Source organism: Nonomuraea candida (assembly GCF_000725485.1).
In the GTDB taxonomy this organism is placed as follows: Bacteria; Actinomycetota; Actinomycetes; order Streptosporangiales; family Streptosporangiaceae; genus Nonomuraea; species Nonomuraea candida.
The window spans coordinates 77,056-98,675 of record NZ_JOAG01000018.1; the positions used below are offsets into that span (position 1 = coordinate 77,056).

The 21,620-nt window shown below is 70.5% G+C and carries 21 protein-coding genes; 12 read left to right on the forward strand and 9 right to left on the reverse strand.

The window, feature by feature from the left end; all coding sequences use genetic code 11:
* Positions 1 to 5 precede the first annotated feature (5 nt).
* From IO39_RS18540 to IO39_RS18560, 5 genes are read left to right on the forward strand one after another with little or no spacing between them, the layout of a single operon-like run.
* Positions 6 to 1,490, forward strand: coding sequence for a sugar ABC transporter ATP-binding protein (locus tag IO39_RS18540; protein ID WP_043624402.1), 1,485 nt, complete (start codon positions 6 to 8; stop codon positions 1,488 to 1,490).
* Positions 1,490 to 2,488 carry an ABC transporter permease gene (locus IO39_RS18545; protein ID WP_043624405.1) on the forward strand — a complete coding sequence of 333 codons (999 nt, stop codon included), beginning with the start codon at positions 1,490 to 1,492 and terminating at the stop codon, positions 2,486 to 2,488. The genes IO39_RS18540 and IO39_RS18545 overlap by 1 nt, the downstream gene beginning before the upstream one ends.
* Complete coding sequence (locus IO39_RS18550; protein WP_043624408.1) at positions 2,485 to 3,540, forward strand: ABC transporter substrate-binding protein; 1,056 nt, start codon at positions 2,485 to 2,487, stop codon at positions 3,538 to 3,540. The genes IO39_RS18545 and IO39_RS18550 overlap by 4 nt, the downstream gene beginning before the upstream one ends.
* Positions 3,541 to 3,557: 17 nt before the next feature.
* Positions 3,558 to 4,709: a Gfo/Idh/MocA family protein gene (locus IO39_RS18555; protein ID WP_211267066.1), complete on the forward strand. Its 1,152-nt coding sequence runs from the start codon at positions 3,558 to 3,560 to the stop codon at positions 4,707 to 4,709.
* On the forward strand, positions 4,706 to 5,713 hold the full coding sequence (locus tag IO39_RS18560) for a sugar phosphate isomerase/epimerase family protein (protein WP_043624411.1): 1,008 nt from the start codon (positions 4,706 to 4,708) through the stop codon (positions 5,711 to 5,713). Before IO39_RS18555 ends, IO39_RS18560 begins: the two co-directional genes overlap by 4 nt.
* Before the next feature lie 103 nt (positions 5,714 to 5,816).
* Here the strand turns inward: IO39_RS18560 and IO39_RS18565 are convergent, their stop codons facing one another.
* From IO39_RS18565 to IO39_RS18575, 3 genes are all read right to left on the reverse strand, one after another.
* Positions 5,817 to 6,905, reverse strand: coding sequence for a Zn-dependent alcohol dehydrogenase (locus tag IO39_RS18565; RefSeq protein ID WP_043624413.1), 1,089 nt, complete (start codon positions 6,903 to 6,905; stop codon positions 5,817 to 5,819).
* A gap of 26 nt (positions 6,906 to 6,931) precedes the next feature.
* Complete coding sequence (locus IO39_RS18570) at positions 6,932 to 7,123, reverse strand: ferredoxin (protein ID WP_043624416.1); 192 nt, start codon at positions 7,121 to 7,123, stop codon at positions 6,932 to 6,934.
* Between the two features lie 100 nt (positions 7,124 to 7,223).
* A complete protein-coding gene (locus IO39_RS18575; RefSeq protein WP_043624420.1) occupies positions 7,224 to 7,691 on the reverse strand; it encodes a pyridoxamine 5'-phosphate oxidase family protein in 468 nt (155 codons plus the stop codon).
* An 86-nt stretch (positions 7,692 to 7,777) separates the two neighbouring features.
* Between IO39_RS18575 and IO39_RS18580 the strand changes: the two genes are divergently transcribed.
* Positions 7,778 to 8,407, forward strand: coding sequence for a class I SAM-dependent methyltransferase (locus IO39_RS18580; RefSeq protein ID WP_084773082.1), 630 nt, complete (start codon positions 7,778 to 7,780; stop codon positions 8,405 to 8,407).
* Positions 8,408 to 8,440: 33 nt separating this feature from the next.
* Here the strand turns inward: IO39_RS18580 and IO39_RS18585 are convergent, their stop codons facing one another.
* From IO39_RS18585 to IO39_RS18600, 4 genes are all read right to left on the reverse strand, one after another.
* Complete coding sequence (locus IO39_RS18585; protein ID WP_052423053.1) at positions 8,441 to 9,385, reverse strand: DUF1702 family protein; 945 nt, start codon at positions 9,383 to 9,385, stop codon at positions 8,441 to 8,443.
* Positions 9,386 to 9,674: 289 nt separating this feature from the next.
* Positions 9,675 to 10,718, reverse strand: a complete 1,044-nt coding sequence (locus IO39_RS18590) for a glycoside hydrolase family 15 protein (protein WP_043624426.1) — start codon at positions 10,716 to 10,718, stop codon at positions 9,675 to 9,677.
* Positions 10,715 to 11,425, reverse strand: coding sequence for a class I SAM-dependent methyltransferase (locus IO39_RS18595; protein WP_043624429.1), 711 nt, complete (start codon positions 11,423 to 11,425; stop codon positions 10,715 to 10,717). Before IO39_RS18595 ends, IO39_RS18590 begins: the two co-directional genes overlap by 4 nt.
* A gap of 3 nt (positions 11,426 to 11,428) precedes the next feature.
* Positions 11,429 to 12,715 carry a glycosyltransferase family 4 protein gene (locus tag IO39_RS18600; protein WP_052423054.1) on the reverse strand — a complete coding sequence of 429 codons (1,287 nt, stop codon included), beginning with the start codon at positions 12,713 to 12,715 and terminating at the stop codon, positions 11,429 to 11,431.
* Positions 12,716 to 12,931: 216 nt separating this feature from the next.
* Here IO39_RS18600 and IO39_RS18605 point away from each other — a divergent pair, with 216 nt between their 5' ends.
* The 3 genes from IO39_RS18605 to IO39_RS18615 all read left to right on the forward strand — a co-directional run bounded on the left by IO39_RS18605 (position 12,932) and on the right by IO39_RS18615 (position 15,688).
* Entirely contained in the window at positions 12,932 to 13,957 is a 1,026-nt protein-coding gene (locus IO39_RS18605; RefSeq protein ID WP_043624435.1) for a GDP-mannose 4,6-dehydratase, read from the forward strand.
* 323 nt (positions 13,958 to 14,280) lie between these two features.
* A complete protein-coding gene (locus tag IO39_RS18610) occupies positions 14,281 to 14,859 on the forward strand; it encodes a transcriptional regulator (protein WP_043624440.1) in 579 nt (192 codons plus the stop codon).
* A gap of 4 nt (positions 14,860 to 14,863) precedes the next feature.
* Positions 14,864 to 15,688 carry an SRPBCC family protein gene (locus IO39_RS18615; protein WP_211267067.1) on the forward strand — a complete coding sequence of 275 codons (825 nt, stop codon included), beginning with the start codon at positions 14,864 to 14,866 and terminating at the stop codon, positions 15,686 to 15,688.
* Positions 15,689 to 16,098: 410 nt separating this feature from the next.
* On the opposite strand, the gene IO39_RS18620 is transcribed toward IO39_RS18615, so the two are convergent.
* Positions 16,099 to 16,473, reverse strand: coding sequence for a hypothetical protein (locus IO39_RS18620; RefSeq protein WP_043624446.1), 375 nt, complete (start codon positions 16,471 to 16,473; stop codon positions 16,099 to 16,101).
* A 145-nt stretch (positions 16,474 to 16,618) separates the two neighbouring features.
* Positions 16,619 to 17,803 carry a cytochrome P450 gene (locus IO39_RS18625; RefSeq protein ID WP_043624449.1) on the reverse strand — a complete coding sequence of 395 codons (1,185 nt, stop codon included), beginning with the start codon at positions 17,801 to 17,803 and terminating at the stop codon, positions 16,619 to 16,621.
* A 707-nt stretch (positions 17,804 to 18,510) separates the two neighbouring features.
* On the opposite strand from IO39_RS18625, the gene IO39_RS18630 reads away from it, so the two are divergent.
* From IO39_RS18630 to IO39_RS18640, 3 genes are read left to right on the forward strand one after another with little or no spacing between them, the layout of a single operon-like run.
* Positions 18,511 to 19,356 (forward strand): fumarylacetoacetate hydrolase family protein, encoded by an 846-nt coding sequence (locus IO39_RS18630; protein WP_043624453.1) that lies wholly within the window; start codon positions 18,511 to 18,513, stop codon positions 19,354 to 19,356.
* Positions 19,353 to 20,684 (forward strand): L-fuconate dehydratase, encoded by a 1,332-nt coding sequence (locus IO39_RS18635; RefSeq protein WP_052423055.1) that lies wholly within the window; start codon positions 19,353 to 19,355, stop codon positions 20,682 to 20,684. The genes IO39_RS18630 and IO39_RS18635 overlap by 4 nt, the downstream gene beginning before the upstream one ends.
* On the forward strand, positions 20,681 to 21,427 hold the full coding sequence (locus IO39_RS18640) for an SDR family NAD(P)-dependent oxidoreductase (protein ID WP_043624456.1): 747 nt from the start codon (positions 20,681 to 20,683) through the stop codon (positions 21,425 to 21,427). The genes IO39_RS18635 and IO39_RS18640 overlap by 4 nt, the downstream gene beginning before the upstream one ends.
* The last annotated feature ends 193 nt before the right edge of the window (positions 21,428 to 21,620 follow it).

Consider the following 21,620-nt stretch of genomic DNA (forward strand, 5'->3'; position numbering starts at 1 on the left):
TCCCGATGCTGGTCATGAAGGGCATCGTCAAGCAGTTCCCCGGCGTGCGCGCGCTGGACGGGGTCGACCTGGACGTACGGGCGGGCGAGGTGCACTGCCTGCTCGGCCAGAACGGCGCCGGCAAATCCACTCTCATCAAGGTGCTGGCCGGGGTGCACCAGCCGGACGAGGGCACCATCTCGTTCAACGGGGCCGAAGTGCGCCCCGGCAGCCCCAACGACGCCATCAAGCTCGGCTTCGCCACCATCTACCAGGAGCTCGACCTGGTCGACGGGCTCAGCGTGGCCGAGAACATCTTTCTCGGCCACGAGCACGCCCGCCTGGGCTTCGTGAACAGGGCCGCGGGCAGGCGCGCCGCGCGCGAGGTGCTGGAGCGCCTGGGCCACCCGGAGATCCGCCCGTCGGTGGAGGTCGGGCGGCTGTCGCCGGCGGCCAAGCAGGTCGTCTCGATGGCCCGCGCGCTCTCCCACGACGCCCGCCTGATCATCATGGACGAGCCGTCGGCCGCGCTCGCCCACGACGAGGTGGCCAACCTCTTCCGCATCATCCGCGAGCTCACCGCCCAGGGCGTGGCCGTGGTCTACATCTCCCACCGGCTGGAGGAGATCCGCGAGATCGGCGACCGGGTCACGGTGCTGAAGGACGGCCGCACGGTCGCCGTCGGCCTGCCCGCCCGCGACACGCCGACCACGCAGATCGTCTCGCTCATGACGGGCCGGAACGTCGAGTACGTCTTCCCGCCCAGGACCGGGCGGAAGGCGGGCGAGGAGGTGCTGCGCGTCGAGGGGCTGAGCGCGCCCGGGGTCTTCGCCGACGTGTCGTTCACCGTGCGGGCGGGCGAGATCGTGGGCCTGGCCGGGCTCGTCGGCTCGGGCCGCTCGGAGATCCTCGAAGCGGTGTACGGCGCCCGCCCCTTCTCCGGCCGCGTCCTGCTGGAGGGCCGTCCGGTGCGCCGCGGCGTGGTCGGCACGGTCAGGCGGGGCATGGGCCTGGCCCCCGAGGAGCGCAAGGCCCAGGCCCTGCTCCTCGACCAGAGCGTCACCTCCAACATCACGCTGGGCACCCTGCCGGAGTTCGCCAGGTTCGGCTGGATCGACAGGAAACGCGAGCGCAGCGAGGCCAAGCGGCTGTCGGAGCTGCTGGACATCCGCCCACCCGATCCCGAACGCCCGATCAGAACCCTCTCGGGCGGCAACCAGCAGAAGGCCGTGCTGGCCCGCTGGCTGCTCGGCGGGCGCAAGCTGCTCCTGCTCGACGAGCCCACCCGGGGCGTCGACGTGGGCGCCAGGGCCGAGCTGTACGCGGTCATCCACGACCTGGCCGAGCGGGGCATCGGCGTGCTGCTGGTCTCCAGCGAGGTGCCCGAGGTGCTGGGCCTGGCCGACCGGGTGCTGGTGCTGCGCGAGGGGAGCGTCATTCACGAGGGAGAGGCGGCCGAACTGGACGAGCACCGCGTACTGGACATGATCATGAATGGGAGGGCGGCCTGATGGGCGAGCCCACGACGAAGGGGAAGACGGCCGCGCCGGCGCTGCCGTCGATCCGCGGGGTCGGTGAGATGCGTCATCTCGGCCTGCTGGGCGCGCTGGCGCTGCTGGTCGTCGTCGGGCTGGTCACCCGGCCGGAGAACTTCGCCACCGCCTCCAACATGGTCAGCATCCTGTCGCTGGCCGCCACGATCGGTGTGATCACGGTCGGGGCCACGTTCGTGATCATCGGCGGGGGCATCGACCTGTCGGTGGGCGCGGTGATGGCGCTGGCGAGCGTGTGGGCGACGACGCTGGCCACGCAGTCGTACGGGCCGGTGGTGATGGCGATCTGCGCGATCCTCGTCGGCACCGGGGCGGGGCTGGTCAACGGGTGGCTGATCGCCTACGGGCGGCTGGTGCCGTTCATCGCCACGCTGGCGATGCTGGTGGCGGCGCGGGGCCTGGCCCAGCGCATGTCCGACCGCAAGACCCAGCTCATCCAGGCGGAGAACTCCGCCATCGTGGAGCTGTCCACCACGCGCTGGCTGGGCATCCCGCTGCTGGTCTACATCTTCGCGCTGGTCGTGGTGCTGGGGTGGATCCTGCTCAACCGCACGACGTTCGGGCGGCGCACGTACGCGGTGGGCGGCAACCCCGAGGCGGCCCGGCTGGCCGGGATCGACGTGCGCAGGCACACGATGCTGCTGTACGCGCTGTCGGGCCTGTGCTGCGGCGTCGCCGCCATCCTGATCATGGCGCGCACGACGACGGGCTCGTCCACCCACGGCGACCTGTACGAGCTCGACGCCATCGCCGCCGTGATCATCGGCGGCACCCTGCTCACCGGAGGGCGAGGCACGATCATGGGCTCGATCCTGGGCCTGCTGATCTTCACCCTCATCACCAACCTGTTCATCCTCAACGGGCTCAACACCAGCGACCAGCTGATCGCCAAGGGCCTGATCATCGTCGTCGCCGTCCTTCTCCAGCGGCGGAACTTGAAGGAGAGAGCACCATGAGTGACAACGTCGCGCGCAGGGGGTTCCTGGTCGGGGGGCTCGGCGGGGCCGCGCTGCTGGCGGCCGGCTGCACCAGCAACGAGCCCGCGGCCGCGCCCACCAGCGCGGCACCGGCGCCCGCCCCCGCGGCCAGTGGCAACGATCAGCCCGGCACCAAGGTGACGATCGGCTTCTCGGCGCCGGCGGCCGACCACGGCTGGATCGCGGCGATCGCCAAGAACGCCGAGGCCACCGCGAAGCAGTACACCGACGTGGACTTCCGGCCGGTCGAGCCGACCAATGACATCAACCAGCAGATCTCCGCGGTGGAGTCGCTGATCGCGGCCAAGGTGAACGCGCTGGTGATCCTGCCCAACGACGGCCAGCAGCTCAACCAGGTCGCGTTGCAGGCCACCGCGGCGGGCATCCCGGTCATCAACCTCGACCGCATTTTCCCCGACAAATTGGCATATCGGACGTGGATCGGCGGCGACAACTACGGCATGGGCGTGGCCGCCGGGCACTTCATCGGCAAGCAGCTCAAGGACAAGGGCGTGGCCGACCCCGTGATCGTCGAGATCCAGGGCATCGCCACGCTGCCGCTGACGCAGGACCGCAGCAAGGGCTTCGCCGACGCGCTGAAGACGTACGGGTTCAGCGTCACGGCCAAGCAGGACGCCAAGTTCACGGTCGAGACCGGCAACCAGGTGGCCACCTCGCTGCTGCAGGCGCACAAGAAGATCGACGCGCTCTGGAACCACGACGACGACCAGGGCGTCGGCGTGCTGGCGGCGATCAAGGAGGCCAACCGCACCGAGTTCGTCATGGTCGGCGGCGCCGGCTCGCTGAACGCGATGAAGGAGATCCAGTCCGGCACGTCCGTGCTGAAGGCCACGGTGACGTACTCGCCGACCATGGCCTCCTCGGCGATCAAGCTGGCGCGTCTGATAGCACAGGGGAAGGGCATGAGCGATCTGGTGGAAAACCAGGTTCCCCAGTCGATCACGCTCGCTTCCGAGACCATTACCAAGGAGAACGTCGAGAAGTACCTGGCGCTCGGCTTCGAATCCTGATCCTGATCGGGGGTTGCATGTCAGACAGAACCACCATCGGCGTGGGCATGATCGGCTACGCGTTCATGGGCCGTGTCCACTCCCAAGCCTGGAGGAGCGTCGGAGCCTTCTTCGACCTGCCGCTGGCGCCGCGCATGGCGGTGCTCGCGGGCCGGTCCAAGGAGCGCACCGAGGCCGCCGCCGCGCAGCTCGGCTGGGCCGACATCGAGACGGACTGGAGAGAGCTGGTCAAGCGCGACGACGTGCAGATCGTCGACATCTGCACGCCGGGCGACTCCCACGCGGAGATCGCCATCGCCGCGCTGCAGGCCGGCAAGCACGTGATCTGCGAGAAACCGCTGGCCAACACCGTCGCCGAGGCCGAGGCCATGGTGGCGGCCGCGGCCGGCGCACCGGGTAAGAGCATGGTGGCCTTCAACTACCGGCGGGTGCCCGCGATCGCGCTCGCCCGCCGGTACGTCGAGGAGGGGCGGATCGGCGAGATCAGGCACGTGCGGGCCCAGTACCTGCAGGACTGGATCGTCGACCCCGAGTTCCCGCTGGTCTGGCGGCTGCAGAAGGACAAGGCCGGCTCCGGCGCGCTCGGCGACATCGGCGCGCACATCGTCGACGCCGCCCAGTTCATCACCGGGCAGCACCTGCTGGGCGTCTCGGCGCTGACGGAGACGTTCGTCAAGGAGCGCCCGCTGGCGGCGGAGTCCGCCGGGCTCGGCGCGACCGCCTCCGACGCCAAGGGCGAGGTCACGGTCGACGACGCCGCCCTGTTCATCGGGCGGATGTCGGACGGCGCGCTGGCCTCGTTCGAGGCGACCCGTTTCGCCAACGGGCGCAAGAACGCGATGCGCATCGAGCTCAACGGCTCGCGTGGCAGCCTGGCCTTCGACTTCGAGGCCATGAACGAGCTGTGGTTCAGCGCGGGCGGCGGCGGCTTCGAGCGCATCCTGGTCACCGAGCCCGACCACCCGTACGTCGGCGCCTGGTGGCCGCCCGGCCACGGCCTCGGCTACGAGCACACGTTCACCCACGAGATCAAGGACTTCCTGGAAGCGGTCGCCACCGGCGCCGACCCGTCCCCGTCGTTCGCCGACGGGCTGCGGGTGCAGCGGGTGCTGGAGGCGGTCGAGCGCAGCGCGGCTGACGGCAGCCGCTACACGAACGTGGAGGATTGATGCGACCAGTCACACTGTTCACCGGGCAGTGGGCCGACCTGCCGTTCGAGGAGGTGTGCCGGCTGGCGGCCGAATGGGGCTACGACGGGCTGGAGATCGCCTGCTCGGGCGACCACTTCGACGTGGCGCAGGCCGTGGCCGACCCCTCGTACGTGGAGCAGAAGCGCGAGCAGCTCGACAAGCACGGCCTGAAGGTGTGGACGATCTCCAACCACCTGGTCGGCCAGGCCGTCTGCGACCACCCCATCGACGCCCGTCACAAGGCCATCCTCCCGGCGCGCATCTGGGGCAACGGCGACCCCGAGTCCGTGCGCCAGGCGGCGGCCGAGGACATGAAGAACACCGCCCGCGCCGCCGCGCTGCTCGGCGTGGACACCGTGGTGGGCTTCACGGGCTCGTCGATCTGGCACACCGTGGCCATGTTCCCGCCGGTGCCCGCCTCCATGATCGACGCCGGCTACCAGGACTTCGCCGACCGCTGGAACCCCATCCTCGACGTCTTCGACGAGGTGGGCGTGCGCTTCGCCCACGAGGTGCACCCCAGCGAGATCGCCTACGACTATCACACCACCGTGCGCACCCTGGAGGCCATCGGCCACCGCCCGGCGTTCGGCCTGAACTGGGACCCCTCCCACATGGTCTGGCAGGACCTCGACCCGGTGGGCTTCATCCTGGACTTCAAGGACCGCATCTACCACGTGGACTGCAAGGACACCCGGGTGCGGGTCGGCGACGGCCGCAAGGGCCGCCTGTCGTCGCACCTGCCGTGGGCCGACATGCGCCGGGGCTGGGACTTCGTCTCGACCGGGCGCGGCGACGTGCCGTGGGAGGACTGCTTCCGCGCGCTGAACGCGATCGGCTACGAGGGCCCCATCTCGATCGAGTGGGAGGACGCCGGGATGGACCGGCTCGACGGGGCCAAGGAGGCGCTGGCCTACATCCGCCGCCTCAACGCCATCACCCCGCCCGCCACGGCCTTCGACGCCGCCTTCTCCACCGAGTAGCACCGAGTAGCACCGAGTAGCACCTCCGTGGGGCCGTCTGCCACGCGAACGGCCCCACCACCCACCTCCCGCCCCGGGAGGCCGGGGAGGCTCCGGGCCCGGGTCAGTCCATGAGGACGATCTGGCGGAGGACCTCGCCGCCGCGCAGGGCCTCCACGGCGTCGTTGAGGTCGGCCAGGCGGATGCGGGAGCTGATCATGGACTCCAGGTCGAGCAGGCCGGACTTGTGGAGCTTGGCGAAGTACGGGAAGTCGTGGCGCACGTCCGACTCGCCGTACAGGCTGGCCTTGAGGGTCTTGCCCTCGAAGAGCAGGCTGAAGGCCGAGATCGAGACCATGTCGTCCATCGCGCCCGCCCCGACCACGATCACGTCGCCGCCCTGCCGGGTGAGCTGCCAGGCGCTCTGGATGGTGGCCGACTTGCCGACGACCTCGAAGCCGTAGTCGAAGCCGCTGCCGCCGGTGAGCTCCTGCAGCGCCCCGGGGACCTGCTCGGGCGTCACCGCGTGCGTGGCCCCGACCTTCCTGGCCAGCTCGTGCTTGGACTCCAGCGGGTCGATCGCGAGGATCGTCCTGGCGCCGGAGAGCCGGGCGCCCTGGATGACGGACAGGCCGACGCCGCCGCAGCCGATGACCGCGACGGTGGAGCCCGGGCGCACCTTGGCGGTGTTGAGCACGGCGCCGACGCCGGTCGTGATGCCGCAGCCGATCAGGGCCGCCGCCTCCCACGGCAGGTCGTCGTCCACCTTGATCGCGCCCTGCCAGGGGACGAGGATCTCCTCCGCCCAGGTGCCGCAGCCGGCCATCCCGAACGCCGTCGCGTCGTCGCCGCCGAAGCGGAAGTTGCCCTTGCTGAACGACTCGACGACGTACTTCATGCACATGTACGGCTGGCCGCCCACGCACAGCTCGCACTCCTGGCAGGCCGGGCGCCAGCTGATGACGACGTGGTCGCCGGGCTTGACGGACGTGACGTGCTCGCCCACCTCGACGACCTCGCCCGCGCCCTCGTGGCCGAGGATGAGCGGAACGGGCTGGGGCAGCACGCCGGACATGGCCGACAGGTCCGAGTGGCACACGCCCGTGGCCCTGATGCGCACGCGCACCTCCGCGGGCCCGGTGGGGGCCAGGGTCACGTCGTCGCGGATGTCGAGCTTGTCGTTGCCTACGGCGTGCAGGATCGCGGCGCGCATTCGGGGTTCCTCCTCGTGCCTGGGGGCTATTCCTCGAGGGACAGAGCGGCTTTCGGGCAGGACCTGACCGCGTGGCGGACGCGGTCCAGCATCTCGGGGGGTGGTTCGGGCAGCAGGATGTGCAGCTGGTCGTCGTCGTCCACCTCGAACACTTCCGGCGCGAGCCCCATGCACACGGCGTTGGCCTCGCAGACCAGCTCGTCCACCTTGATTTTCATCGGGATCGCGGCGTGCGGCCGGGGGACCGGTCGCCCGCCGCCCCTCCTCTCGAAAACAGTATGGAAAAGTATCGGTGACGCCGGGGGTGCGGGATCGGCGTCAGCCGGTGGCAGGTGACGTGAGTCTCCTGTGGTCCCATGAGACCACTTTCGTGCGCTCGACGACGTACGCAACCCGCTTGAGCCCTGTTTTCTCCACATACGGGCGCAGCAGCTCGTCCGGCACGCCCGGCGTCATCCTGCGGGCGATCATCATGCCGATGGCCATGACCCGGTCGCGGTCGTCCACCTTCAGTGCCTTGCCGTAGAGCAGGACGCCGCGCAGCTCGTCGTAGTCGTCCCCGGCCTCGACCAGGCAGCTCACCCGGGGGTCGCGGGTCAGGTTGCGGGTCTTCTGCGCCTTGGCGTAGGTCCAGAAGGCGATGCGGCCCTCGTCGAGGCCGTAGAACATGGTCACCAGGTGCGGGGTGCCATCGGGGTTGATGGTGGCCAGCTGCAGCTTGCGCGACCCTTCCAGGAACGCGGTGACCTCGTCGTCCGACATCGTGATGCGAGCGCGCTGATTCACGCTGCCAAGTAGAACAGGTTGCAGAACGGCCCGGCAAGAGTCCGTTGGAATGTTATTCGGTTCGGCTAGGGTGCAGGGCTATGACGATGCCGTCAGAGCTGCTCTACGCGGCGAAACACGCCAAGGGATTCATGCCGCCCGACGAGGGGCTGGCCCTGTTCGAGACGGCCTGCCACTACGGCAAGCTGGGCCCCATCTGCGAGATCGGCACCTACTGCGGCAAGTCCGCCGTCTACCTCGGCGCGGCGGCCCGGCAGAGCGGGTCCGTGGTCGTCACGGTGGACCACCACCGGGGCTCGGAGGAGATCCAGCCGGGGTGGGCGCACCACGACCCGACCCTGGTGGACCCCCGGTTCGGGAAGATGGACTCGCTGCCGACGTTCCGGGCCACGATCGCCTCCGCCGGGCTGGAGGAGGAGGTGATCGCGATCGTCGGCAGGTCGGAACGGGTCGCCCGGCTCTGGAACACGCCGCTGGGCATGCTGTTCATCGACGGCGGCCACTCCGAGGAGCCCGTGACCCGCGACTACGAGGGCTGGGCGCCGCACGTCATGCCGGGCGGGGCGCTGGTCTTCCACGACGTCTTCCCCGACCCGGCCCACGGGGGGCAGGCGCCGTACCGGGTCTACCGGCGGGCCCTGGACTCCGGGGCGTTCGACGAGGTGTCGGTCACCGGGTCGATGCGCGTGCTGGAGCGGGTCGGGCCGGGCATCTGACCGGTCCACCGCCACGCCGTGCGGTGCGGCGGGTCAGTAGCGGTGGCGGCGGGTCCAGGAGCGGCGGGTCTGCGACTGCCAGCTCCGGAAGTCCTCGTGCGTGTGCGCCTCGTGGCCGAGCGCGATCAGCGCCCGGTCGGTCCACGACGCCGCCTCCTCCGGGTCGGCGCCGGCCAGGATCGGCGCCGCCCGCGCGGCGTGCTCGGGCAGGTCGCCCGAGCGCAGCCGCGCCGCCACCGCGAACGCGCACCCCTGCGCCAGGTACGCGCGGAAGCCGTCGGACCCGGCCCGCTCCGTCAGCCACCACAGCTCGTCGGCCTCGGCCCCGCCGGTGTACGCCGCCGCGAACCCGACCCCGCTCCACAGGTCGGCCCGCCGCGGGATGGCGTACCCGCCGATCCTGGCCGAGACGTCGTCGGGCGCGCCGCACTCGTGGTACCAGAGCAGCCGCCCCAGCCCCTGGTCGAACACCGCGCAGTGCGCCCGGGTCAGCAGGTCGGGCATGGTGCGCTCGCCCACCATGCGGTCGGCCTTGGACAGGCTCCACTGGAAGCCGAAGCCGTCCACGGCCAGCCAGCGCAGCAGCGGGTGTGCCCGCCGCGCGCCCCACAGCGGGCGCAGCCGCAGCAGCGCGTACGCGCGGCCGGCGCCGAGGTAGGCGGCGTGGCGGTGATGCTGGGCGGGGCCGGCCAGTAGCTCGTGAAGGCGCCGGCCCCGGGTCAGGGTGAGCAGGTCGAGCGTCGTGCAGGCGGCCGCCGCCCCCTCGTAGGCGAAGGGCCGCTGGTCCCGCGGGAGCTCCTCGACCTTCTCGACTTCTCGTGACATCACCGCGTTGTAGCCGAAGACGTACGATCGCTCGGACGTGGTGAAGACCGTCCGCGCGGCGCCGCCCCTGTGCCGGAACCTGCGCCGGCCCAGGTCGGCCTCCATCGGGTCCTTGGTCAGCAGCCGCCGCAGCCCCCTGGGCCTGGAGAGCACCGGCCCCTGTGCGGGACCCGGTGCCGGCTCCTGTGCCGGCTCCTGTGCCGGCTCCTGTGCCGGTCCCTCTGCCGGTCCCTCTGCCGGTCCCTCTGCCGGTCCCTCTGCCGGTCCCTCTGTCGGCTCGGTCCTGACCTGGTCCAAGAACGATGGTGTGCCCGTGTCGCCCACGCTTCCCCCGAAGACGCCTCGTACATCACTCAGAAGCTAATGAGCCCGCTGAGCGACGCATCGGCGGCGCACCGGCCCGTCCCGGCAAAGAACCCGCAAAAGCGGTTGTGCGGGCGGCTCAGAGCCCCTCGGTGCGCACCGCGGCGCAGCCGCAGACCTCAGGGTCGGACACGGCGGTCCCGTTGATGTCGCGGAACAGCCCGCTGCCGGGCGAGAGCCCGAGCAGCGCGTCGGCCGCCAGCACCACGGCGGCGGCGGTGTAGCCGGAGCGCTCGTGCGGGAAGTGCTTGCGGTTGGCGAACTGCCAGCCGGTCCAGTACGAGCCGTCGTCGTGCCGCAGGTGCTGCATGTCGGCGAAGAGCGCACGGGCCCGTTCGCCGTCGCCCAGGGCGTCGAGCGCCAGCACCAGCTCGCACGTCTCGGCCCCCGTCACCCACGGCTGGTCCGACACGCAGCGGATGCCCAGCCCCGGCACCACGAACGTGGCCCACTCGCGCTCCAGCAGCTCGAACGCCTGCGGCCCGCGCACCGCGCCGCCGAGCACCGGGTAGTACCAGTCCATGGAGAAGCGGCTCTTGTCCGCGAACGCCTCGGGGTGGGCCGACAGCACGTGGGCCAGCCGGTCGGCGGCCAGCTCCCAGTGCGGCTGCGGGTCGCCCAGGTGGTCGGCGAGCAGCACGCCGCAGCGCAGCCCCTGGTGGATGGAGGAGCAGCCGGTCAGCAGCGCGTACGTCGCCGGCGTGCCGTGCGCGTCGCGCTCCCAGACGATCTCGCCCCGCTCGGTCTGCAGCCCGGCCACGTAGTCGAGCGCGGCCTTGACCATCGGCCAGCTCTCCTCGGCGAAGGCCCGGTCGCCGGTGACGAGAAGGTGGTGCCAGACGCCGACGGCGATGTAGGCGGCGTGGTTGCTCTCGCCGCCCCGCTCCGTGGGCACGCCGTCCACCAGCTTCATCGGCCAGGAGCCGTCGGCGCGCTGGTGGCGGGCCAGCCAGGCGTAGCCGCGGCGCACCGGCTCGGCCAGGCCCGCGACCGACATCGCCATCAGGCACTCGACGTGGTTCCACGCGTCGACGTGGCCCTCGGGCCAGGGCACGCCGCCGTCGTCCTGCTGGATCGCCGCGATGCTCTCGGCCGTGCGCACGACCTCCGCGCGGGAGATCATGGCTTCCTGACGTAGAGGACCACGCTCTTGCCGATGATCGGGTTGAGCACGGCCTCGGCGATCCGGGTCGCGGCGGGACGCTTCATGATGTCCCAGACCAGCAGCTCGTGGTAGGCCTTGGCGAGAGGGTGCTCGTCGTTGTTGACCCCCACCGCGCACTTGATCCACCAGTAGGGCGCGTGCAGGCCGTGAGCGTGGTGGTGCGGGCCGATCTCGAAGCCGACGGACTTCAGCTTGGCCGACAGCTCGGCGAGGGTGTAGATGCGCACGTGACCGCCGGGGGCGGTGTGGTAGTCCTCGTCCAGGGCCCAGCAGATGCGCTCGGGCAGGAAGCTCGGCACGGTCACGGCGGCGGTGCCGCCCGGCTTGAGCACGCGGAAGATCTCCCGCATGGCGGTCATGTCGTCGGGGATGTGCTCCAGCACCTCGGCCGCGATGACCCGGTCGAAGGCGTCGTCGTCGAACGGCATGTCCAGCGCCGTGCCCTGGACGGTCTCCCCGGTGGCGCCCTCGGGCACCTCGCCCGCCTTGTCCATCGCCGTGAACATGGCCGCCACGCCGTCCAGCTCCGACTGGTCCATGTCGAACGCGATCACGTCCGCCCCCCGGCGCAGCACCTCGAACGCGTGCCGGCCGCCGCCGCAGCCCAGGTCGAGCACGCGCACGCCGGGCCCGACGGGCAGCCGGGCGAAGTCCACGGTCAGCACTGGTCAGCCTCTCCTCTTGTGGTTCTCGATGGCCTCGCGGTACGCCTCGACGGTGCGCTTGGCCACGGCGTGCCAGGTGTAGCGCTCCATGGCGCGGTCATATCCCGCCTTGCCCACCCGTTCGCGCTCCTCGGGCGAGTCGTGCAGCCGGCGCAGCGCCGCGGCCAGCTCCTCGGCGTCGCCGGGCGGCACCTGCACGGCCGCGTCGCCGACGACCTCGGGCAGCGCGCCCGTGCGGCTGGCGACCAGGGGCGTGCCGCAGGCCATGTGCTCGACGGCGGGCAGCGAGAAGCCCTCGTAGAGGGAGGGCACGACCGAGATCTCCGAGGTGGCGATCAGCTCGCCCAGCTCGTCGTCGGAGATGCCGTGCACGAAGCGCACCCGGTCCTGCAGCGACAGCTCCTGGACGAGCTGCTCGGTCGGGCCGCCGGGGGTGGGCCGGCTGACGACGGTGAGGTTCACGTCGCGCTCGGTGGCCAGCTTGGCCACGGCGCGCAGCAGCGTCGCGACGCCCTTCATGGGGGAGTCGGCGCTGGCCACGGCCACGATCGAGCCCTTGCGCCGGGGCTTGTCCGGGCGCGGGTGGAAGTAGCGGGTGTCCACGCCGAGCGGGATCAGGCGCATGTTCGCCTGGGGGACGTTGAAGTCGCGGTGGATGTCGGCCAGCGACGACTCGCTGACGGTCAGGATCGGGCTCAGCCGGGGCGCGACGCGGGACTGCATCTTCACGAAGCCGTACCAGCGGCGCATGCTCAGCCTCTTGGCGCCCTGGGCGGCCTCCAGCTCGATGCGGCGGTCCACGCTGATGGGGTGGTGGATGGTGCCGACCACGGGGAAGAGCTTCTGGATGCCGAGCAGGCCGTAGCCGAGGGTCTGGTTGTCCTGGACGACGTCGAAGTCGCCGACGCGCTTCTTCAGCTCGCGGTAGGCGCGCAGCGTGAACGTCAGCGGCTCGGGGAACCCGGCGGTCCACATGGTGCCGACTTCCAGCACGTCGATCCAGTCGCGGTATTCGCTCAGCGCCGGCGTCCTGAACGGGTCCTCGTCGCGGTAGAGGTCGAGGCTGGGCACCTTCCGCAGGATGACGCCCTCGTCCAGCTCCGGATAGGGCTGGCCGGAGAACACCTCGACGTGGTGCCCGAGCGCGACCAGCTCCCGGCTCAGGTGGCGGAGGTAGACCCCCTGACCGCCACAGGTGGGCTTGCTGCGGTAGGACAGAAGCGCGATCCGCAGCCTTCGCTCCGGCACGGACACCCCTTTCTCCGCCGGTAGGGCCCTGAGATCGGGCATGTACCGTGAAAGATGACCTTAGTGCGAGAAGGCTACCATTCGGTAGGTCGGCTGGAATTGTTCACAACGGCCGCCGCAGGGCGTGCGAACTGCGACGTTGCCGTAACCGAGCGTTGTTCGGTGGAACGTGTTCTATGCCACTTGGTGTGTTGTCGAGGTGCTTAGCTGTACATTCCCGTCTCAAAGGGATGGGGTAGGCGATAGTTGGAGGACCCCTTGGCCAGGCGCGCTCTGATCACCGGCATCACCGGCCAGGACGGTTCTTATTTGGCGGAGCACCTGCTGGAGCAGGGGTACGAGGTGTGGGGGCTGGCGCGGGGGCAGGCCAACCCGCGCGTGTCGCGGATGCGCAGGCTGCTCTCGGACGTGCGCGTCGTGCGCGGCGACCTGCTGGACCAGGGGTCGCTGATCTCGGCGGTGGAACGGGTTCAGCCCGACGAGGTCTACAACCTGGGCGCCATCTCGTTCGTGCCCATGTCGTGGGAGCAGGCCGAGCTCACGGCCGAGGTGACCGGGATGGGCGTGTTGCGGATGCTTGAGGCGATCCGCGTGTGCTCGGGCGTGTCGCGGGGCGGGTCCTCGGGCCCTGACGGACAGATCCGCTTTTATCAGGCTTCGTCCTCCGAGATGTTCGGGCAGGTCAGCGAGACGCCCCAGACCGAGCGCACCGCCTTCCACCCGCGCTCGCCGTACGGGGTGGCCAAGGCGTACGGGCACTTCCTCACGCAGAACTACCGCGAGTCGTACGGGATGTTCGCGGTCTCGGGGATCCTGTTCAACCACGAGTCGCCGCGCCGCGGAGCCGAGTTCGTCACCAGGAAGGTGTCGCTGGGGGTGGCCAGGATCAAGCTCGGGCTGGCCACGGAGCTGCGGCTGGGCAACCTGGAGGCGCGGCGCGACTGGGGGTTCGCCGGCGACTACGTCAAGGCCATGCACCTGATGCTGCGGGCCGCCGCGCCCGAGGACTACGTGATCGGCACCGGGCGGATGAAGTCGGTCAGGGAGCTGGTGGAGGCGGCCTTCAGCGCGGTGGGGCTGGACTGGGAGCGGTACGTGGTGACCGACCAGACGCTGCACCGGCCGGCCGAGGTGGACCTGCTGTGCGCCGACCCGAAGAAGGCGCGGGTGCAGCTCGGGTGGGAGCCCCGGGTGTCGTTCGACGAGCTGGTCGCCATGATGGTCGAGTCCGACCTGCGCCTCCTCGCCGACGGCGCCGACCCGCACGACGACAGCTGGCCCTGATCGGCTTCCGCGCTCAGGATTCTTTGCGCGCTGCTTCTTGACGCGCTGCTTCTTGACGCGCTGCTTCTTGACGTGCTGCTTCTTGACGTGCTGCTTCTTTACGCGCTGCCGTGGCCGGCCACCCGCCGTCTCCGGCTCGCCTCTGTCCAGGGAAACGGCCGCTGACCGGTCAGTGGCGCGCCGCCGTGACGGAGCGTTTCGTGGGCCGGGTTCCGTGGTTCGTGCGGGCTCGCCGTCCACCTCGTTGACGCGGCCGCGCGGTCGGTGACGGAGCCGCGCGGTCATTGACAAAACAGATTTTTACATAAAGGGTCGGTTTTGCCATGAGGGACGTCCTGTACCTGGAGGAGATCGAGCAGGCCGAGGCCCTGTTCAAGCCGCAGCGCGTGGAGGTGCTGCGGCAGCTCGCCGAGCCGCGTACCTGCTCGGAGGTCGCCGAGCGGCTCGGACAGACGCCGCAGCGGGTCTACTACCACGTCAGACGGCTCGTCGAGGCGGGGCTGGTGGACCAGGTGGCCGAGCGCAAGGTGCGCGGGGTGCACGAGGGCATCTACCAGGCCGGCGCGCGCTCGTACTGGCTGTCGCCGCGCCTCGTGGGCCGGATCGGGCTGCGCGGCGTCCGCGACGAGCTGAGCCTCGGCCACCTGCTCGATCTCATGGAAGAGGTCCAGGCCGACCTCGCGGCGCTCGACAGGACCGCGTCGGAGCTGCCGACGATCGGCCTGTCGGGGGAGATCCGCGTGAGCCCTGAAGATCGCCAGGAGTTCCTGCGCGAGCTGCGGAGCATGTTGCAGGATCTGTTCACCCGGTACGGCGGGGCCGAGGGCGACGCCTTCAGGCTGGCGGTCGCCTGTTACCCCCAGGCCGCGCAAGAGCTCAGAGGAGAACGAGACGATGACTGAGCCCATGATCATACGAGCCCGAATCCCGGCGCCGGTCGCGGACGTGCGCCACGCGCTGACCGACCCCGCGACCATGCGTGTGTGGCTGGCCGAGCACGCCGAGGCCGAGCCGCCCGCGCGGTTCGGGTTCTGGGGGCGTACGACGCCGGAGGGCGACGCGCCGCACCAGCGGCTGCTGCACGCGGACGAGCGGACGGTGCGCTTCGCCTGGCTGCTGGACGGCGAGGAGACGACCACCGAGCTGACGCTGGACCCGGACGGGGACGAGCGGACCATCCTGACCCTGTCGCAGACGCACTTCGACTTCCAGGACGTCATCACGGGCAAGAGCATCCGGGGGGTGCTGCAGACGTACTGGTGCCAGGTGCTGACGAACCTGGCCGAGCACTTCGAGGGACGCGCCCTCACGCCGATGCAGGACTACACCTCGACGGACCTGCGGGTCGAGGTCGAGATCGAGGCGCCGCCCTCGGAGGTGTTCGCGGCGATCACCGAGTCGGAGTCGGTGACGAGTTGGTTCGGCTACCCGATCGAGATCGAGCCGTACGTGGGCGGGCGGCTGGCGATGGGCGGCCTGGACAACAACCCGGACCCGGCGACGGTGCTGGAGCTGGAGCCCGGCCGCAGGTTCTCCGTGGACTGGGGCGACTCGGGGATCGGGGTGTGGGAGCTGGCCGGGTCCGGCGGCCGCACCCGGCTGACGCTGGTGCAGAGCGGCTTCGACGAGGCCCGCCCGCCGCTCGCGGCGTGGGGCGGCTTCCTGTCGGGGGTGGCGGAGCTGCGGCGCTTCCTGGAGGTCCCGAACTGGCAACCGGTCATCATGGAGTGAACAACCGGCACCGCCCCTCGCGCGCTCCTGTGGCCCGCCGGCGCCATGCGACGAAGGCGTACATCCCCACCCTCTGAGAACGGCACGCGACGGACAGCCATGGTTCTGTGGATAGTCACCCACTGTCCACAGAACCGCGTTCGGTGACTCCTGCCCCGGCCGCGCAGCGCCATCCTGTGCCCATGAACCGCCCGCTTCCCCCATCCCCGCACCCCACCACCACGCCACGCGGCACCGCGCGGGGTGACATCGGGCCGGGGTGGCACCACGCCGCGCCACATCACGTGGAGTGGTGCCACGCCGGCCCGCGCCATCTCACCGCTCGCCGTCCCGCCGCTCGCCGTCCCGCCATCGCTGCTCCAACGAGCCCGCCGCATCACCCGGGCCGTCCCGGAGACGGTCGTCTGCTGTCAGACAGCGGCCCACGTCTGGGGCCTGAAGGCCCTCACCACTCCCGAGGCGGAGTGGCCGGTCGAGCTGCTGGCCCCCGGACACCTCGCCATCCCCGGCTGCGTCACCCACCTCACCCCCGGCGCGGCTGGCGGGTGATCGCCGTCCGCAGAGGGGTCATCCCGGGGCAGACGGCCGAGCTTCTCCACCACGTCGCCGACACCTTGATCGCATGCGGCTGGCGTTCGGCCGGCGGCCGAGGTGTGGTGCTCCTGCCCGTCGTATTCCACCGCGACCTTGAACTCCTCCCAGCCCAGATCCAGGTAGACGAGGCGGTCCTTGCCCAGCTCCACCTTGATCTGGGTGGTCGGTCTGGGGAGGCCGCCCTCCACCATGCGGCCCCGGCTCACTCCGTACGGCCACTCGCCTGCCCCGGCGACCTCCCCATTCGAATCGCCGCCCACCCGTCCGCCCGGCGGGACACCACGTGGCGGCCGTCTCCGCCGTGTGCCCGGGAGCCTTGGCGCGCAGGCTGAGACGTCAGCCGATGGTCACAGGGAGTTCCTTGATGCCGTTGATGAAGTTCGAGCGCAGGCGGCGGACCTCGCCCGTCCGGCGGAGGCGGGGGTGGCGGCGGGCCAGTTGCTCGAACAGGATGCGCAGCTCCAGCTTGGCCAGGTGGTTGCCGAGGCAGAAGTGGGCGCCACCGCCGCCGAAGCCGATGTGGGGGTTGGGGTCGCGGCCGATGTCGAAGACGTCGGCGTCGGGGAAGACGGAGCTGTCGCGGTTGGCGGAGGAGTAGAAGACCACGACCTTGTCGTCCTCCCGGATCTCCTGCCCGCCCAGCACCTGGTCGGTCGTGGAGGTGCGGCGGAAGAGGTTCACGGGCGAGACCCAGCGGACGATCTCGTCGGCGGCCGTCTTCGCCAGCGTAGGGTCGGCGACCAGGCGGTCCCACTGGTCCGGGTGCTCGAAGAGGGCGAGCATGCCGCCGGAGGCCGCGTTGCGGGTGGTCTCGTTGCCGGCCACCACGAGGAGCAGGACGAACAGGTCGAACTCGTCCTCGGCGAGGGTTTCGCCGTGCTCGTCCGCCTGGAGGAGCTTGGTGACGATGTCGTTCCTGGGGTTGGTCCTGCGCTGGGCGGCGAGCTCGTTGGCGTAGGCGTAGACCTCCATGGCGGCTCCCGAGCCCTCCTCGGGGCTGGTCGCGTAGTCGGGGTCCTGGGCGCCGATCATGCGGTTGGACCAGTTGAACAGCTTGTCGCGGTCGGTCGCGGGGGCCCCGAGAAGCTCGCAGATCACGTAGAGGGGCAGGGGCGCGGCGACCTCGGTCACGAAGTCGATCTCGCCGCTCAACTTGTCGAGGAGGTCGTCGCAGATGTCGCGGATGTGCTGTTCGAGGGCTCCGATGGTGCGGGGGGTGAAGCCCCGGTTGACCAGGGAACGCCGTCTCGTGTGCTCCGGCGGGTCCTGGTTGAGCATCATGAGGCGCTGCAGCGCGATCTGGTCCTCCGGCAGGTCCTCGAAGAGGGCGAGCTTACGGTGGGAGGAGAAGAGGTCGGAGTGCCGTGACACGTGCACGACGTCCTCATGCCGGGTCACGGCCCAGAACCCGGGCTCGCCCTCGTGCCAGTGGACGGGGGAGTTCGCGCGCAGCCAGGCGAGCTGGTTGTGGGGTGGGCCGGCGGTCGCGTATTGGTCCCTGTCGACAAGGTCAATGTGCACGCGGGGTCACCTCTTGATCAAGCGCTTGGTTACGCACTACTGAAACGTGTTCTATTACGTGTCTGTACGCCCGTCAAGGACGACCCTGGATCGTTCCCCGCCCACACCGGCCCTATGCTCACCCTTTACCCGCCATATTTACGCCCGCCGCCCTCGCCGGCATCGAAGCTTCCTGCCTCAACTCCGCGCCTCGGCTTCCCCGTCTCGGCTTCCCCGTCTCGCTTCTCCGCTTCGGCTTCTCCGTCTCGGTCTCCGGTCGCATTCCGCGTCTCGGGCCTCAGGGCGCAGTCTTCGTGGCGCGGTTTCTCCGTCTCGGCTTCCATGGCTCGGTCGCCGGGCCTTGGCTTCCACGCTTCGGTCTCCGGTCCTTGGCTTCCAGGGCTCGGTCGCCGCGCCCGGGCTTCCGTGGCGCGGTTGCCGGGCGTCGATCTCCAGGTCTCGGTCTTCGCGTCGCGTTCCGGGCCTTCGCGTCTGGGTCTCGGGTGAGAAGGAGGGGTATGTCGTCCGATGTATGAGGGTGTGGCGGTTCCGTGGTGTGACGGCAGTCGTCGGAGCGGTTAAGTGGGTTCACAGGGGTTGATGAGCCATTCGGGGCGTATGGCGAGGTCACGGATCGGATGTATCCGACACCCCACCCTTGACATGCTCTGCTCGCTCGCATGAGCATCAGGGAACGAGACATCCGATGTATAGATGAAGGATGCGGTGTGAAGCTGCTGCGAGTAGGACCTGCCGGTCAGGAGCGGCCGGTGGTCATGGATGACGCCGGTGACCTGCGCGACATCGGAGAGCCCGAGATCGACGGGGCTTTCCTCGCTTCCGGGGGAGTGGGGCGCGTCCGCGACGCGCTGGAGCGGGGTGAGCTGCCCCTCGTCGAGGCCGAAGGGTTGCGGATCGGCGCTCCGATCGCACGGCCGGGCAAGGTCGTCTGCATCGGCCTGAACTTCAGCGACCACGCCGCCGAGTCCGGTGCCGCGGTGCCGGCCGAGCCCGTGGTGTTCATGAAGGCGAGCAACACCGTGGTCGGCCCGTACGACGAGGTGCTTGTGCCGCGCGGCAGCGTGAAGACCGACTGGGAGGTGGAGCTGGCCGTCGTGATCGGGCGGGAGGCGCGTTACCTCGGCGGCCGGGAGGAGGCGCTCGGCGTGATCGCCGGGTACGCGATCTCCAACGACGTCTCCGAGCGGGAGTTCCAGCTCGAACGCGGCGGCCAGTGGGACAAGGGCAAGTCGTGCGAGACGTTCAACCCGCTCGGCCCCTGGCTGGTGACGGCGGACGAGGTCGGCGACCCGCAGAGCCTGTCCATGCGCCTGTGGGTGAACGGTGAGCTGCGGCAGGACGGCGACACCAAGAACATGATCTTCGATGTGGCCGAGATCGTGCGCTACCTGAGCCAGTTCATGGTGCTGGAGCCGGGCGATGTGATTAACACCGGTACACCGGCCGGGGTCGCCATGGGCATCCCGGGGCAGCCGTATCTCCGTGCCGGGGACGTGATGGAGCTGGAGATCGAAGGGCTGGGGCGGCAGCGGCAGACGGTGGGGCAGGCATGACGGCGGCCGCCGGCGCGGCGAACCCCGGGGCGGGCGCGGGGGCGTACCGGATCGTGCGGATGGAGACGCATGACGTGCGGTTTCCGACCTCGCGGGAGCTGGACGGCTCCGACGCGATGAACCCCGACCCCGACTACTCGGCCGCGTACGTGGTGCTCAGGACCGACGACGGGTACACGGGACACGGGTTCGCGTTCACCATCGGGCGCGGGAATGACATCCAGACCACGGCCATCAGCGCCCTTGAGCCGTACGTGGTCGGCAAGGACGCCGAAGACCTCGGCGCCCTCTACCGGGAGATGGTGGGCGACTCGCAGCTGCGCTGGCTGGGGCCGGAGAAGGGCGTCATGCACATGGCGATCTCCGCCGTGGTCAACGCCCTGTGGGACCTCAAGGCCAGGCGGGCGGGCAAGCCGTTGTGGCGGCTGCTGGCCGAGATGTCGCCGGAGGAGATCGTCGAGCTCGTCGACTTCCGCTACCTCAGCGACGCGCTGACCAAGGACGAGGCGCTGCGGATCCTCAAGAGCCAGGAGGCGGGCAAGAGCGAGCGCATCGAGCACCTGATCGAGGTCGGCTATCCGGCGTACACGACCTCCCCCGGCTGGCTCGGCTACGACGACGAGAAGTTGCGGCGGCTCTGCAAGGAGGCGCTCGACCAGGGCTTCGGGCAGATCAAGCTCAAGGTCGGCGCGGACCTGGAGGACGACCGGCGGCGGTTCAGGGCGGCGCGCGAGGTGTGCGGGGCCGACTTCCCCATCGCCATCGACGCCAACCAGCGCTGGGACGTCGGCTCGGCCATCGAGTGGGTCAACGCGCTGCGCGAGTTCCGGCCGCACTGGGTGGAGGAGCCGACCAGCCCGGACGACGTGCTCGGCCACGCCGCCATCGCCCGGGGCATCGCGCCGGTCCCGGTGGCGACCGGGGAGCACGTGCAGAACCGGATCGTGTTCAAGCAGCTCCTTCAGGCCGGCGCGATCTCGTACGTGCAGATCGACTCCGCCCGCGTCGGCGGCGTCAACGAGAACCTGGCGATCCTGCTGCTGGCGGCGAAGTTCGGCGTGCCGGTGTGCCCGCACGCGGGCGGCGTCGGGCTGTGCGAGCTGGTGCAGCACCTGTCGATGTTCGACTACGTGGCGGTCACCGGCACCATGGACGGCCGCGTGATCGAGTACGTCGATCACCTGCACGAGCACTTCGTGGACCCGGTGGTCATCCGCGACGGCCGGTACGTCGCCCCGTCCGCGCCGGGTTTCAGCGCCGAGATGCATCCGCGATCCGTGGCCGCCCACACCTTCCCCGGCGGCGAGGTCTGGAAGGAGACGCAATGATCAGCAGCGCGGGCCTGAAGGCGGTGGTGACCGGCGGCGGGTCGGGCATCGGCCTGGCGGCGGCCACCGCGCTCGCCGGGCGCGGCATGACGGTCGCCTGCCTCGACCTCAACCCGCCCGGCGAGCCGTTCATCGGGATCAAGGCCGACGTCACCGACGACGCGAGCGTCCGGGCGGCGGTGGCCGAGGCGGCGGAGCGGCTGGGCGGCATCGACGTGCTCGTCAACAACGCGGGCATCGGGGCGCAGGGCACCATCGAGGACAACCCGGACAGCGAGTGGCACCAGGTGTTCGACGTCAACGTGCTCGGCATGGTCCGGGTGGCGCGGGCGGCGCTGCCGCACCTGCGCAGGTCCGAGCACGCTGCGATCGTCAACACCTGCTCGATCGCGGCCACCGCCGGGTTGCCGCAGCGCGCGCTCTACAGCGCGACCAAGGGCGCGGTGTTGTCGCTGACGCTGGCCATGGCGGCCGACCACCTCCGGGAGGGCATCCGGGTCAACTGCGTCAATCCGGGCACCGCCGACACGCCGTGGGTGGCCAGGCTGCTGGACGCGGCCGACGACCCCGAGGCGGAGCGGGCGGCGCTCAACGCCAGGCAGCCGATGGGCCGCCTGGTCAGCGCGGAAGAGGTGGCCGCGGCGATCGCGTACCTCGCCGGTCCCGAGGCCGGCGCGACCACCGGCACGGCGCTCGCCGTGGACGGTGGCATGCAGGGCCTCCGCCTCCGCCCGACCACCTGACGGCAGGCCCCGCGCAACGGACCGGCCCCCGGCAACGGACCGGCCCCCGCGACGGACCGGCCTTCGGCGAAGGGCCGGTCCCAAGGCACCGCCTGACGACCGGTCCCGCAGAGGGGCCGGTGCGGCAGCTCAAGGCCCGCCCCCGTGGGCCGGCCCGGTCTCGAAGGGCCGGTCCGCGCAGGGCCGACAACGA